We start from the raw sequence: 13,953 nt of genomic DNA, 5'->3' as shown, positions 1-13,953 counted from the left end.
CCCGTACGCCTACACGTGGGGCCGAACCAGCCCCGCCGGCGTTTGAGGCGCGGGGTCCGGGGCGGAGCCCCGATCTTTGGCGCCCACCCAGGCAACGGGGCGAGGGCCGAACCAGCCCCGCCGGCGTTTGAGGCGCGGGGTCCGGGGCGGAGCCCCGATCTTTGGCGGCAGGCCAGGCGACGGCGGGGGCAACCTCAAGCCTCGCCGGCGATTGAGGCGCGGGGCCGAGCCCCGGGCTTTGGCGGCTGCCTAGGCTACGGCGCGGGTTAGGGCTGTGGGGGGTGGTAATAGCCCGTCCAGCCCGGCGGGGGGCCCGGGTCCGGATCCCGGGGGGACCACAGGGCGGTGAGGGCCAGGTGGACCAGCACGGCGGCCATCGGCCAGACCAGCAGCGCCCCGTGCGCCAGCAACTGCAGCGGCGCATCGAACGGCACCCCCTTGCCCGCCTCGGCAGCAGCGGCGGCCAGATCCCCAGACGGCCCCAGCCACAGCCCGAACCGCCACCCCACCAGCGCGGCGAAGAGCGATCCCACGGCGAGCCCGATCACCAGCGGCACACCGCCGGCCCGGCGCCACAGGAAGGTGCCGACCGCGCTCAGCACGCCCAGCCCCGCCGACAGCAGGAAGAACGCGCCGTCGGCGCCGATCCGCGCCTCGCTCTCGGTGTTGCGCAGGAACACCGCCTCCCCGTTGGAGACGTACTGCACGCGCGGCGCCAGCCACACCCACAGCAGTCCGAGGAGCAGTCCCGCCACCCCGACGGCCAGGGCGACGGCGGCCCCGTCCCGGATGTCCCCGGGGGTGACGGCCGCGGCGGCGGCCGGCTGCTCGGGCGGGAGCGACGGCGGGTCGTAAGGAGACGGCGGGGTCACGGCTTCGGTCACCCCCACATCGTGCCAGGTCCCGAACGAGACGGACCGCCCGGCACCGGCGCGGCCAACGGCACGGCCACGGGCGCAGCCACGGGCGCGGCCACCGGCCCCGGCGTCAGCGGACCGACGCCCGCCGGTACGCCCACGTGGCGACGGCCAGCGACAGCACGCCCACCGCCCCGCACACGCCGAGGTCGACGGCGACGACCGCCCAGTCCGGATCCGGGGCGAAGGTCTGCGCGAAGGCCTCCACGCCGTACGTGGACGGCAGCAGGTCCCGCGCCCACACGATCACCTCCGGCATCCGCTCGGGCGGCAGCACCCCCAGCAGCAGCGCGGCCGACATGCCGAGCTGCCCGGCCAGCGTGGCCAGCTCCTGCCGCGGCGCCAGCAGCCCCAGCGCCGCGCCGAGCCCGGCCAGTGCCGCCCCGGCCAGCGGCACCACCGCGGCCAGGATCCACAGCCCGCTCATCGGCAGCCCGAACAGCACGCACCCGAACACGGCGGTGACCAGGGTCCCCGGCAGGGTGAAGGAGGCGTACGCGGCGGCAGCGCCCAGCACCACCGAGGCGGGCGGCACCGGCAGCGTGGCGTAGTGGTCGAGCCCGCCGCTCGCCCGCAGCTGCCCGAAGTACTGCGCGAGCAGGTTCAGCGCGACGAAGGCGACGACGAGGACGGAGGAGCCGGCCACGACGGCCCGGGCCTCCGAGCCCCCGTCCACCACCCCCCGCATCAGGATCATGATGCCGACGGACTGGAAGGTGGCCACGAACAGCAGCGGGATCCGCGCCACCCGCGCCCGGGACAGCTGCGCCCGGTACACGGCGGCCAGCGCCGGGAAGAACCCCGCCCTCGGAGCCAGCGGCGCGGCGGCCGGCTGTCCGACCCCGGCCTGCTCCGCGGCCGCCGGCACGGCGGCGGCGCCCGGCTCGGCGGCGCTCCGCCCCGCCACGGCGGCGGCGATCGGCGCGACAGTGCTCGCCGTACGGTCGCTCACGACTTCACCAGCCCCTTCGTCTTCCCGCCGAGTGCCAGGTACACGTCCTCCAGGCTCGGCGTGGCCAGTGTGAAGTCGTCGAGGGCGGCGAAGGCCGGCCCTCCGGTGACGGCGGCCACCGCTGCCCGTGCCTCGTCGGCCGGCAGCCGCAGCACCCAGCGCCGTCCGGACTCGGCGGCGAGCGCGCGCAGCGCCGCGACCTCGGGCACGTCCAGCGGGGCCGTCTCGCGCCACACCAGTTCCAGGCGGACCTCGCCCGAGACCATGGCCTTCAGGCCGGCCGGGGTGTCGCAGGCGATGACCTTGCCCTGGTCGATGACGGCGACCCGGTCGAGGACGGTCTCGGCCTCGATGACGTTGTGGGTGACGAGGACGACGGTGGCCCCGTGCCGCTCGCGCCGCCGGTCCACGGCCGACCACACGGCGCGCCGGGCGACGGGGTCCATGCCGGTGGTGGGTTCGTCGAGGACGAGCACCGGCCGCTCGCCCACCAGCGCGGCAGCGAAGCAGGCGAGGCGCCGCTGGCCGCCGGAGAGCTTCTTCAGGGGGCGCCCGGCGATCCCGGTCAGCCCGAGCTCCTCCAGTACGTCGTCCCGCGCGGCCCTGGCCGCCCGTACGTCGAGCCCGCGCAGCCGCCCGGTGGTCTCGGCGGCCAGCGACACGGTGAGCTCGTCCAGCGCGGTCGACTCCTGGCCCAGGTAGGCGAGCAGCCGCGAGGCCCGTTCGGGGTGGCGTACGAGGTCGTGGCCGAGCAGGGTCACGCTGCCGGAGTCGGGGCGCATCAGGCCGGTGAGCTGGCGGACCAGGGTGGACTTGCCGGCGCCGTTGGGGCCGAGCAGGCCGAAGATCTCGCCGCGCCGGACCTCGAGGCAGACGCCGTCGCTGGCACGGGTCTCGGGCAGGGCCGGGGCCCCGCGCCGGCCGCGTACGGCGGGATAGGTCTTGACCAGGTCACGCACCGCGCAGACGACGTCGGGGCCGGCTCCCGCGGCCGCCGCTGTGCCGTTCTGCTCTTGTGCTGTGCCCGTGCTCACGAGGGAGCAGCCTACGCGGCCCCGGCCCCTACTCGGCCCCCGGGGTCACCGGGGCGGTCGGGTTCAGGGGCGTGGTTCCCGGGGCCGCGGCGGGTACGGCGGCCACGTGTTCGGCGGCGGCCCGGACGTCGATCTCCCGCCAGAACCCGGCCCGGATGGCGTAGCGGTCGTGCTCGTCGATCTGGTCGTCCTTGTGCGCGAGCAGGCCGAACCGGGCGGCGTAGCGCAGCAGCTCCCCGTCGATCCGGTGCGGGATGCGCGGGTACATGGTGGCCAGCTTCTGCAGGTGCACGGTCTCCGGGAGGCGCTCCATCCAGCGCCGGGCGAACACCTGCCCTACCTCGAAGGGGTCGCCGCCGACGGTAGTGATGTCCTCCTCCCGGTCGGCCCAGCGCTGCTCGGCGCTGGTGAGCTGGGCGAGGGTGGGCAGGGAGGCGGTCTCGGCGGGTTCGCCGAGGGGTCCGGCGCGGTCGATCCAGCCCTTGTCGGAGGACCAGCGCAGGGCGCTGCCGGCCGGGGCGTGCCCGCCGTGCTGCCCGTTCGGCGGCGGGGCCTGCTGCCCGGGGGCGCGCAGGGAGCCGGCGAGGTCCTTGGGCGTGGGGACGGCCCTGGCTCCGCCGGTGGCGGGCGCGGGGACCGGGAGGCCGTCGCCGTCGTCGTCCCCGGTGGTGGCGGAGCTGTTGCGGGCAGCCTCGGCGAGCGCGGCCTCGGGCAGCGGGGCGGAGAGGATGGCGGCGATGTCGGGGCGCGGGGCGGGCGGCGGGGAGCACAGGCCGGTGAGGTCCTTGGCGCGGACGGCGCGGGTGATCCAGGCGCGGTCCAGGACGCGGCGTTCGTCGGCTTCGGCGACGAGGTCCTCGGACTGGTTGTAGTCCCCGTCGGCGGCCTGGACGGCCCACAGGTGGACGGCGACCCCGTGCTCCTTGGCGGACATCAGGCCGGGCAGCAGGTCTCCGTCGCCGGTCACCAGGACCACGTCGGAGCAGGCGCGGTTGCGGGCCAGCTCGGTGAGCTCGGCGTGCATGGCGGCGTCGACGCCCTTCTGCGCCCAGCGGCCGTCACTGCGGGTCAGGGCGCCCAGGCGGACGGTGACGCGGGGCATGACGCGCAGCCGCCGGTGCTCGGGCTGGGGCACCCGGTCGGGTGCTCCGTCGAACCAGTAGATGCGCAGCAGGGGCTGTTCGGTGTCGGCCTCGGCGCGCTCGCGCAGGCCCTGGATGAGGGCGGCGTGGTCGACGGTGATGCGGGAGCGGGAGGGCTCCCCTGCGAGGAGGCTCGCGGCGGCGCCCAGCAGATAGCCGGCGTCCACCAGGACGACGCAGCGGTCCACGCGTTCCACCCTCTTCCCTGGGGGTCCTCTGTGCGTTTCGTCGGGTGCCCCGAGTCTGCCCGACCTCAAGGGTGTTGACGGCCGGAACTCGATCATCGGCGTGGCGGATCTCACAAGGGGGCGGGGGGAGGGTCGCGACTACGCGCGGTAATGATCCAAAATGCGCGGTTTCTGGCGTTGTGTGAGTGTGAAGGCGGTCCTGGCCCCTAGACCCCATCACGGAGGCTCCACCATGGCCAAGAACAAGCAGCAGAAGCAGCCCAAGCAGCAGGCGCGCTCGTCCTCGCAGGACCCGTCGAGGAGCTCGACGGAATCCTCGCCCGAGTCCGCCTCGCAGGCGCCGAGTCCGATGGATCTGGCGCACAAGAGCAAGTCGAAGAAGTTCGGCCACAACTGACGCGGCCGCTTCGGATGACGTGAAGGGCCTGCCCGGCGGTGCCGGGCAGGCCCTTCACGTGTGGCCGGGCGGCGCTATCCGGCCAGGCAGGACGGGCCGAGCAGGACCTTGAGGTCGCCGAAGAGGGCGGGGTCGGGCTGGACCCGGTGCTTGTCCAGGCGCAGCACGGTGGTGGTGCGCGGCCCCTGGAGCTTGATCCGCACCTCGGTGTTGCCCTTGTGGTGGCGCAGGATCTCGCCGAGCCGGGTCACCATCGGCGGGGTGACCTTGACGGTGGGGATGGTGAGGACCACCGGGGCGTTGGTGCCGGCCGAGGTGAGGTCGGGGACCATCATCTCCATGGCGACCAGGCGGGGCACGTCCTCGCGCTTGTCGAGGCGGCCCTTGACGAAGACGACGGTGTCCTCGACCAGCTGGGTGGAGACGAGCTGGTAGGTCGCCGGGAAGAACATGCATTCGATGGAGCCGGCGAGGTCCTCGACGGTGGCGATGGCCCAGGCGTTGCCCTGCTTGGTCATCTTGCGCTGGAGGCCCGAGATGATGCCGCCGATGGTGACGACCGCGCCGTCGCCGTGCTCGCCGCCGGTGAGCTGGGAGATGCCGGCGTCGGTCTTGTCGGAGAGCACGTGCTCCAGGCCGAAGAGCGGGTGGTCGGAGACGTAGAGGCCGAGCATCTCGCGCTCCTGGGCGAGCAGGTAGGACTTCTCCCACTCGACGTCGGAGAACTCGACGTCGAGGCCGAAGCCGGGCTCGTCGCCCGCGCCCTCGTCGCCCATTCCGCCGAAGAGGTCGAACTGTCCCTCGGCCTCCTTGCGCTTCACCGCGACCACGTTGTCGATCATCGACTCGTGGTGGGCGACCAGGCCCTTGCGGGTGTGGCCCATCTCGTCGTAGGCGCCGGCCTTGATCAGCGACTCGACGGTCCGCTTGTTGCAGACCACGGCCTCGACCTTGTCCAGGAAGTCGGGGAAGGAGGAGAACTTGCCCTTGGCCTTCCTGGTCTTGATGATCGACTCGACGACGTTCTGGCCGACGTTGCGCACCGCGGTGAGGCCGAAGAGGATCACGTCGTCGCCCTGGGCGGCGAAGTTCGACTCCGACTCGTTCACGTTCGGCGGGAGCACCTTGATGCCCATGCGCCGGCACTCGTTCAGGTAGACGGCGGACTTGTCCTTGTCGTCCTTGACCGAGGTGAGCAGGCCCGCCATGTACTCGGCCGGGTAGTTCGCCTTGAGGTAGGCGGTCCAGTAGGTGACCAGGCCGTACGCGGAGGAGTGCGCCTTGTTGAAGGCGTAGCCGGCGAAGGGGACCAGCACGTCCCACAGCGCCTGGATGGCCTTGTCGCTGAAGCCGTTCTTCTTCGCGCCCTCCTGGAAGATGACGAAGTTCTTCGCCAGTTCCTCGGGCTTCTTCTTGCCCATCACGCGGCGCAGGATGTCGGCCTCGCCGAGCGAGTACCCGGCGACGATCTGGGCGGCCTTCTGCACCTGCTCCTGGTACACGATCAGGCCGTAGGTGATGTCGAGGACCTCCCTGAGGGGCTCCTCCAGCTCCGGGTGGATCGGAGTGATCTCCTGCTGCTTGTTCTTGCGCAGGGCGTAGTTGGTGTGCGAGTTCATGCCCATCGGGCCCGGCCGGTACAGGGCCGAGACGGCGGAGATGTCCTCGAAGTTGTCGGGCTTCATCAGGCGCAGCAGCGAGCGCATCGGCCCGCCGTCGAACTGGAACACGCCGAGGGTGTCACCGCGGCAGAGCAGCTCGTACGTCTTGGGGTCGTCCAGCGGGAGGGCGAGCAGGTCGAGGTCGATGCCCTTGTTGGCCTTCACCATCTTGACGGCGTCGTCCATGATGGTCAGGTTCCGCAGGCCCAGGAAGTCCATCTTGATCAGGCCGAGCGACTCGCACTGCGGGTAGTCCCACTGTGTGATGGTGACGCCGTCGGTGTGCCGCACCCAGACCGGGGCGTGGTCGACGATGGGCTCGCTGGACATGATCACGCCGGCCGCGTGCACACCCATCTGGCGGACCAGGCCCTCCACACCCCGGGCGGTGTCGATGACCTTCTTCACGTCGGGCTCGTTCTCGTACATCGACCGGATCTCGCCCGCCTCGCTGTAGCGCGGGTGCGAGGGGTCGGTGATGCCGTTGAGGTCGATGCCCTTGCCGAGGACGTCGGCGGGCATCGCCTTGGTGAGGCGGTCGCCCATGGCGTACGGGTAGCCCAGGACGCGCGCGGAGTCCTTGATGGCGTTCTTCGCCTTGATCTTTCCGTACGTGCCGATCATGGCGACCTTGTCCTCGCCGTACTTCTCGGTCACGTACCGGATCACCTCGACGCGCCTGCGCTCGTCGAAGTCGATGTCGACGTCGGGCATGGAGACGCGCTCGGGGTTCAGGAACCGCTCGAAGATCAGGCCGTGCTCGATCGGGTCGAGGTCGGTGATGCCCATGGCGTACGCGACGATCGAACCGGCGGCGGAGCCTCGGCCGGGGCCCACCGCGATGCCGTTGTTCTTCGCCCACATGATGAAGTCGGCGACGACGAGGAAGTAGCCCGGGAACCCCATCTGGATGATGACGTCGAGCTCGTAGTCGGCCTGCTTCTGGCGGTCCTCGGGGACGCCTCCGGGGTAGCGGCGGTTCATGCCGCGCCGCACTTCCTCCTTGAACCAGGTGATCTCGGTGTAGCCCTCTTCGGGGATCTCGAACTTCGGCATGAGGTTCTTGGCCTCGAACATGCCGGTCGTGTCGATCTGCTCCGCGACGAGGAGGGTGTTGGCGCAGCCCTCCTGCCAGGCGTCCGAGGAGTCGATGGCGTACATCTCGTCCGTGGACTTCAGGTAGTAGCCGGTGCCGTCGAAGCGGAAGCGGTCCGGGTCCGAGAGGTTCTTGCCGGTCTGGATGCACAGCAGGGCGTCGTGGGCGCCGGCCTCGTGCGCGTAGGTGTAGTGCGAGTCGTTCGTGACCAGCGGCGGGATGCCGAGCTTCTTGCCGATCTCCAGCAGCCCGTCGCGGACCCGGCGCTCGATCTCGATGCCGTGGTCCATCAGCTCCAGGAAGTAGCGGCCCTTGCCGAAGATGTCCTGATATTCGGAGGCGGCCTTGAGGGCCTCGTCGAACTGGCCGAGGCGCAGCCGGGTCTGGACCTCGCCGGAGGGGCAGCCGGTGGAGGCGATCAGCCCCTCGGACCACTGGCTGATGGTCTCCTTGTCCATGCGCGGCCACTTCGTGAGCCAGCCCTCGGCGTACGCGTCGGAGGACAGCCGGAAGAGGTTGTGCAGGCCGGTGGCGTCCGCCGCCCAGATCGTCTTGTGGGTGTAGCCGCCGGAACCGGAGACGTCGTCGCGCTTCTGGTGCGGCTGGCCCCACTGGATGCGCCGCTTGTTGCGCCGGGACTCCGGGGCGACGTACGCCTCGATGCCGATGATCGGGGTGACCCCGGCCTTCTTCGCGCTGTGGAAGAAGTCATACGCGCCGTGCAGGTTGCCGTGGTCGGACATGGCGATGTGCGTCATGCCCATCTCGTTGCACGCGTTGAACATGTCCTTCAGCCGCGCGGCACCGTCCAGCAGCGAGTACTGGGTGTGGACGTGCAGGTGCGTGAACGGCGGCTTGGTCACGGTGGGGGTCTCCTGAAGATCACTGTGGCGCGTAGCGCTTCGATGAGGGGCGGTGGCCGGGTGACGGGTGGGCGGGAGAGAGTGGCGGCAGCTACGAATCCTACGTCTCCGGACTGACACATCCGGGGCACTGCCGGGTACCTTCGTGCGTTGCAAAGCCAAGGACACCTGTCCGAAAAACGCGATCCCCCAGATCCACCCCGCACCACCAGGAGGCATCCGCCATGGCGGTACCCGAGACGACCGACGAGCAGCGCGCCGAGCAGATACTCGACGTGTTCGACACCGCCTTCGGTGAGCTCCTCGCCGCCGACCCCGCTGCCTTCCAGGTCAAGTTCCGGAAGATGGCCGCGTCGGCCTTCGCCTTCTACCGGGGGACGGCCTGCCTCTTCTACGCGGACCTGGAGCGGGACCGGCACGGCGGCCCGTACCTGGACGAGCGGACCGGCCGGGTGTGGATCCACGGCGATCTGCACGCGGAGAACTTCGGCACGTACATGGACTCCAACGGCCGGCTGATCTTCAACGTCAACGACTTCGACGAGGCCTACGTCGGCCCCTTCACCTGGGACCTGAAGCGGTTCGCCGCGTCCGTGGCCCTGATCGGCTACACCAAGGCGCTCAGCGACGACCAGATCAGCGAGCTGGTGCGGGTCTACGCGGCCGCCTACCGGGAGCGGATCCACGCCCTCGCCACCGGGGCCAAGAATGACGAGGTGCCCTCCTTCACCCTGGACACCGCCGAGGGCCCGCTGCTCGGCGCGCTGCGCGCCGCCCGTTCCCGCACCCGCTTCTCGCTGCTGGACTCGATGACGGAGATCCGCGACTTCGAGCGCCGCTTCGCGCCGGGCCCCGGCACCATCGAGCTGGACGCGGCCACCCGCTACAAGGTGCTGGCCGCGTTCGACGGGTACCTGGAGACGCTGCCCGACGAGTCCCTGGTCCGGCCCGACTCCTACCGGGTCAAGGACGTGGTGGGCCGCCGGGGCGTCGGGATCGGCTCGGCCGGCCTGCCCTCGTACAACATCCTGCTGGAGGGGCACAGCGACGCCCTGGAGAACGACGTCGTGATCTACCTCAAGCAGGCGCAGACCCCGGCGGTCTCCCGGCACATCACGGACCGGTCCGTGCGGGACTACTTCCGGCACGAGGGGCACCGCACGGTGATCTCCCAGCGCGCCCTGCAGGCCCACGCCGACCCGTGGCTGGGCTGGACGGAGCTGGACGGCTCCGGGCAGCTGGTGGCGGAGGTCTCCCCGTACGCGGTGGACCTGGACTGGTCGGACCTGGACGACCCGGAGGAGATCGCGGCCGTCGTCGCGGACCTTGGCCGGGCCACGGCGACCATGCACGGCGCGGCGGACGCGGCCGAGAGCGGCCAGACCCTGGTCCCGTTCTCGACCGAGCGGGCCATCGACGCGGCCATCGCCGCGGACGAGGAGGGCTTCGCGGGGCTGCTGGTGGACTTCGCCCACGCCTACGGGGCCCGGGCCCGCGCCGACCACCAGATCTTCGTGGACCTGTTCCGCAACGGCCGGCTCGCCCCTCCCCCGGCCGGCGCCGGGACCGGCCCCCGGTAGGACGGCGGGAACGGGACCTGCGGGACGGCCGCACAGGGACACATGGCACACTCGCGGCGATGGACATATCAGGGGTGAGACTCAGGGGGCTGCGGGCCGCGCTGTTCAGCGCGCTCGTCGTGCTGCTCTCCGCGGGCTCGCACGTCCTGATGTCCCAGGTGCCGCTGCCGCCCGTGCTGGTGGGCGGGGCCTTCGCCGCCGTGTTCACGCTCTCGTACGCGCTGGCCGGGCGCGAGCGGGGCTTCGGCTCGATCGCCGGGCTGCTCGTCCCGCTGGAGCTGGCCGCCGACACCGTCTTCACCGCCGGCCAGCACGTCTGCTACGGCCCCGCGGGCGGCCCGGTCTCGGGCCCGCTGCGCGCCCTGGGCCTGGAGGAGCTGTGCGGCGGCCCCGCGGTGGGCGGGCCGCTCGCCGAGGTGGCCGGGCCCGTCGGCGATCCGGCGGCGCTGCTGTCCTCGCCCGGGCCCTGGGCGCCCTGGCTGCTGCTCGGCGCCCACGTCTCGGTCGGGCTGCTCGCCGCCGGATGGCTCCGCCACGGCGAGCAGGCCCTGGGCCGGCTGCTGCGGGCGGTGGCCGCCCTCGCGTTCCGGCCGCTGCTGCTGGCGGGGGCCCCTGCGGCGGCCGCGGGTCCCGCGGAGCGGATGCCGCGGCCGGTGTCCCCGGGCACGGGGGCCCGTACGCGCTTCCCCGCACACTCCGTGGGACGACGGGGACCTCCCGTGCTCGGCGCGCTCGCAAGCGCCTGACGCACGTACGGCACCCCCATCACGTCACACCCACGGAGATCACGATGAGTTCACGCAACAGCCAGGCCAACAAGGCTGCCGCCCGCGAGCGGCTGCGCGCCGAGCGCGCCGCGCAGGCGAAGAAGGACAAGGTCCGCCGCCAGGTGATCGTCGCCGGCGCGGTCGTGGCCGCGCTGGCCCTGGCCGGCGGTGTCGGCTACGGGATCATGCAGGCCAACCAGCCGGGCCACTGGGACAAGGCCGCCAAGGCCGAGCTGGTCAAGCCGAAGAACACCGAGGGCGAGGACGGCACCACGGTCGTCATCGGCAAGGCCGAGGCGAAGAAGACCCTGGAGCTCTACGAGGACTCGCGCTGCCCCGCCTGCGCCCAGTTCGAGCAGGCCGCGGGCGAGCAGCTCAAGAAGGACGTCGACGCCGGCAAGTACAAGATCCAGTACTTCGGTGCGACCTTCATCGACAACATGGCCAAGGGCGAGGGCTCGAAGAAGGCGCTGAGCGCGCTCGGCGCGGCGCTGAACGTCAGCCCGGAGGCCTTCCTCGAGTTCAAGAACGCGCTCTACTCGAAGGAGCTGCACCCCGAGGAGACCGTCGACAGCTTCGCCAAGGACGACTACCTGCTGAAGGTCGCCGACACGGTCCCGGCCCTCAAGGGCAACGCCGAGTTCAAGAAGGCCGTCGAGGACGGCACCTTCGACCGGTGGGCGCTGGAGATGTCCAAGGTCTTCGACGCCTCCGGGGTGAAGGGCACGCCCACCCTGAAGATGGACGGCAAGAAGATCGAGACCCCGCAGACGGCGGAGGCCTTCACGGCCGCGATCGACAAGGCGCTGCAGGGCTGACCCCCGGCCGTTCCGGAGGCCGATTTCCGGACAAGCCAGTCCCAACGGGCGGGCGGACTCCCAGAGTTCGCCCGCCTGTTGCATGTCCGGTGCTGTTCTGGTGACCATACCCGCCAGTAATCTGATTGTCCGTGACCAGTCATCTCTCTTCCCCCGCGACCGCGGCGAACCCCCGCCGTCGCACGGTCGTCCTCGCCGCCGCGGCCACGGCCGCCCTGGCCCCCCTCACCTCGCTGGGTGCCTCCGCCGCCCATGCCGCCGGGAACGCGCCGGCCTTCCTGCACGGCGTCGCCTCCGGCGACCCGCTGCCCGACGGGATCCTGCTGTGGACCCGCGTCACCCCCACCGCCGAGGCCGTGCCCGGCTCCGGCCTCGGCCCGGCCGTCCAGGTCGGCTGGGAGGTGGCCGCGGACAAGGACTTCGCCGGTGTCGTCGCGAGCGGCACCGCCACGGCGAGCGCCGCCACCGACCACACGGTCAAGGTGGACGTGCGCGGACTGCGGCCGCAGACCCCGTACTGGTACCGGTTCACGACCGGCGGGGCGGTCTCGCCCGCGGGGCGCACCCGGACCACCCCCGGCCACGACGTGACCACCTCCGGGGTCCGCTTCGGCGTGGTGTCGTGCGCCAACTGGGAGTCCGGCTACTTCTCCGCCTACCGGCACCTGGCCGCCCGCGCCGACCTCGACGCGGTCCTGCACCTCGGCGACTACATCTACGAGTACCAGTCCGGCGGGTACCCGGAGGCCAAGTACTCCGTCCGCGCGCACGAGCCGAAGCACGAGATCGTCTCACTGGCCGACTACCGCACCCGGCACGGCAGATACAAGACGGACGCCGACCTCCAGGCCCTGCACCAGGCGCACCCGGTCATCGCCATCTGGGACGACCACGAGATCGCCAACGACTCCTGGTCGGGCGGCGCCGAGAACCACACGCCCGGCGCCGAGGGCGACTGGGCGGCCCGCGCGGCCGCCGCCAAGCAGGCGTACTTCGAGTGGATGCCCGTCCGCGCCTCCGTCGCGGGCACCGTCTACCGGCGGCTGCGCTTCGGCACCCTCGCCGACCTGCACCTGCTCGACCTGCGCTCCTTCCGCTCCCAGCAGGCCAAGGTCGGCAGCGGTTCGGTGGACGACCCCGAGCGCACCATCACCGGGCGCGCCCAGCTGGACTGGCTGAAGTCGGGCCTCGCGGGCTCCACCGCGACCTGGAAGCTGGTCGGCACCTCGGTGATGATCTCGCCGGTGGCCTTCGGATCGCTCCCCGCGCACCTGCTGGGGCCGCTCGCCAAGCTGCTCGGCCTGCCCGAGGGCGGCATAGCGGTCAACGTGGACCAGTGGGACGGCTACACGGACGACCGGAAGGAACTCCTGCGCCACCTCAAGAACCGGGGCGTCAAGAACACGGTGTTCCTGACCGGCGACATCCACATGGCGTGGGCGAACGAGGTCCCGGTGAACATGGCCACCTACCCCGGATCGGGCACGGCGGCGACCGAGTTCGTGGTCACCTCGGTGACCTCGGACAACCTGGACGACATCCTGCACGTGCCGGCCGACACCGCCTCGCTGGTCGCCGAGTCGGCCGTCAAGGCCGCTAACTGGCACGTGAAGTGGCTGGACATGGACGCGCACGGCTACGGCGTGCTCGACGTGACGGCGGAGCGCTCGCAGATGGACTACTACGTGGTGTCCGACAAGCGGCGGCAGGACGCCACGGCCGCCTGGTCCCGCTCGTACCGGACCCTGAACGGCACGCAGAAGGTGGAGCGGTCCTACCAGCCGAGCCGCTGACCCACCGTCACATCTCCTGCCATGGAGGGCCCCTGGCGCACACCGGGGGCCCTCCGTGCGTCTGGCGGGCAGCCGGCCGGCGTACCTGCCGGGCCCGGTCGGCTCGCGGCGGTCGCCGGCGCGGCCGGCCCTTACAGCGTGTCGAGGAACCCGACCGCGACCTTCCAGGCCTGCTCGGCCGCCTCGGCGTCGTAGTCGTCCAGGCCCGGGTCGGTGAACAGGTGCCCGGCGCCCGGGTAGCCGTGGACCTCCACGTCGGCCCCGGCCCGCTGCATCCGCAGGTACCAGGCCGTCAGCCAGTCGTGCGACTCGAAGGGGTCCGGGTCCGCCACGTGCAGCTGCACGGGCAGCCCGTCCACCGAGGCCTCGTCGTCCAGGTCCGCCGTGCCGTGCAGGAGCAGCAGCCCGCGCGCCTTGTCGTCGGCCAGCGCCAGGTGCTGCGCGAGGGAACCGCCGAAGGAGAACCCGGCGTAGACCAGACCCTGGTCGGAGTAAGGGGCGGAGGCCAGCACCGCGCGCTTGAGCAGCTCGTCACGGCCGATCTCGTCCCGGTGGGCCATGCCCTCCTCGACGGTGTCGAAGGTGCGGCCCTCGAAGAGATCCGGCACGTGCACCTCGTGCCCGGCCGCGCGGAGCCGGTCGGCCGCCTCCCGCACCGCGGGCCGCAGCCCGTACGTCGAATGGAACAGCATGATGTTCATACCCACCATCGTGCCAGTTTCCGGTGACCGCTTCCGGTTACGTT

General features: G+C 71.8%; 11 protein-coding genes. 5 read left to right on the top strand and 6 right to left on the bottom strand.

Annotated features, from left to right (window positions below; translation table 11 throughout):
• Nucleotides 1–266: 266 nt before the first annotated feature.
• From ACFWP3_RS35670 to ACFWP3_RS35655, 4 genes are all read right to left on the bottom strand, one after another.
• Nucleotides 267–884 (bottom strand): hypothetical protein, encoded by a 618-nt coding sequence (locus tag ACFWP3_RS35670; RefSeq protein ID WP_384229586.1) that lies wholly within the window; start codon nucleotides 882–884, stop codon nucleotides 267–269.
• 103 nt (nucleotides 885–987) lie between these two features.
• On the bottom strand, nucleotides 988–1,785 hold the full coding sequence (locus tag ACFWP3_RS35665; RefSeq protein ID WP_384229591.1) for an ABC transporter permease: 798 nt from the start codon (nucleotides 1,783–1,785) through the stop codon (nucleotides 988–990).
• Between the two features lie 80 nt (nucleotides 1,786–1,865).
• Nucleotides 1,866–2,903: an ABC transporter ATP-binding protein gene (locus ACFWP3_RS35660; RefSeq protein WP_384229584.1), complete on the bottom strand. Its 1,038-nt coding sequence runs from the start codon at nucleotides 2,901–2,903 to the stop codon at nucleotides 1,866–1,868.
• A gap of 28 nt (nucleotides 2,904–2,931) precedes the next feature.
• A complete protein-coding gene (locus tag ACFWP3_RS35655) occupies nucleotides 2,932–4,242 on the bottom strand; it encodes an NYN domain-containing protein (protein WP_384229581.1) in 1,311 nt (436 codons plus the stop codon).
• Nucleotides 4,243–4,465: 223 nt separating this feature from the next.
• Here ACFWP3_RS35655 and ACFWP3_RS35650 point away from each other — a divergent pair, with 223 nt between their 5' ends.
• Nucleotides 4,466–4,630 (top strand): hypothetical protein, encoded by a 165-nt coding sequence (locus tag ACFWP3_RS35650; protein WP_384229578.1) that lies wholly within the window; start codon nucleotides 4,466–4,468, stop codon nucleotides 4,628–4,630.
• Between the two features lie 74 nt (nucleotides 4,631–4,704).
• Here ACFWP3_RS35650 and dnaE read toward each other — a convergent pair whose 3' ends face one another.
• A complete protein-coding gene (dnaE, locus tag ACFWP3_RS35645) occupies nucleotides 4,705–8,250 on the bottom strand; it encodes a DNA polymerase III subunit alpha (RefSeq protein ID WP_384229577.1) in 3,546 nt (1,181 codons plus the stop codon).
• Nucleotides 8,251–8,474: 224 nt separating this feature from the next.
• Between dnaE and ACFWP3_RS35640 the strand changes: the two genes are divergently transcribed.
• The 4 genes from ACFWP3_RS35640 to ACFWP3_RS35625 all read left to right on the top strand — a co-directional run bounded on the left by ACFWP3_RS35640 (nucleotide 8,475) and on the right by ACFWP3_RS35625 (nucleotide 13,208).
• The gene (locus ACFWP3_RS35640; protein WP_384229574.1) at nucleotides 8,475–9,830 is read left to right on the top strand and encodes a DUF2252 domain-containing protein; all 1,356 of its coding nucleotides are present in this window, start codon (nucleotides 8,475–8,477) and stop codon (nucleotides 9,828–9,830) included.
• 59 nt (nucleotides 9,831–9,889) lie between these two features.
• Nucleotides 9,890–10,576 carry a hypothetical protein gene (locus tag ACFWP3_RS35635; RefSeq protein ID WP_384229572.1) on the top strand — a complete coding sequence of 229 codons (687 nt, stop codon included), beginning with the start codon at nucleotides 9,890–9,892 and terminating at the stop codon, nucleotides 10,574–10,576.
• Nucleotides 10,577–10,620: 44 nt separating this feature from the next.
• On the top strand, nucleotides 10,621–11,415 hold the full coding sequence (locus ACFWP3_RS35630; protein ID WP_384229570.1) for a DsbA family protein: 795 nt from the start codon (nucleotides 10,621–10,623) through the stop codon (nucleotides 11,413–11,415).
• Nucleotides 11,416–11,546: 131 nt separating this feature from the next.
• Nucleotides 11,547–13,208: an alkaline phosphatase D family protein gene (locus ACFWP3_RS35625; RefSeq protein WP_384229568.1), complete on the top strand. Its 1,662-nt coding sequence runs from the start codon at nucleotides 11,547–11,549 to the stop codon at nucleotides 13,206–13,208.
• Nucleotides 13,209–13,339: 131 nt separating this feature from the next.
• Here the strand turns inward: ACFWP3_RS35625 and ACFWP3_RS35620 are convergent, their stop codons facing one another.
• Nucleotides 13,340–13,909, bottom strand: coding sequence for a dienelactone hydrolase family protein (locus tag ACFWP3_RS35620; protein WP_384229567.1), 570 nt, complete (start codon nucleotides 13,907–13,909; stop codon nucleotides 13,340–13,342).
• Nucleotides 13,910–13,953 lie beyond the last annotated feature (44 nt).

The sequence above is a fragment of the Streptomyces sp. NPDC058525 genome, from assembly GCF_042719495.1.
In the GTDB taxonomy this organism is placed as follows: Bacteria; Actinomycetota; Actinomycetes; order Streptomycetales; family Streptomycetaceae; genus Streptomyces.
The sequence above is the reverse complement of the archived record's forward strand: the minus strand, read 5'-3'. Positions and strand labels throughout refer to the sequence as shown.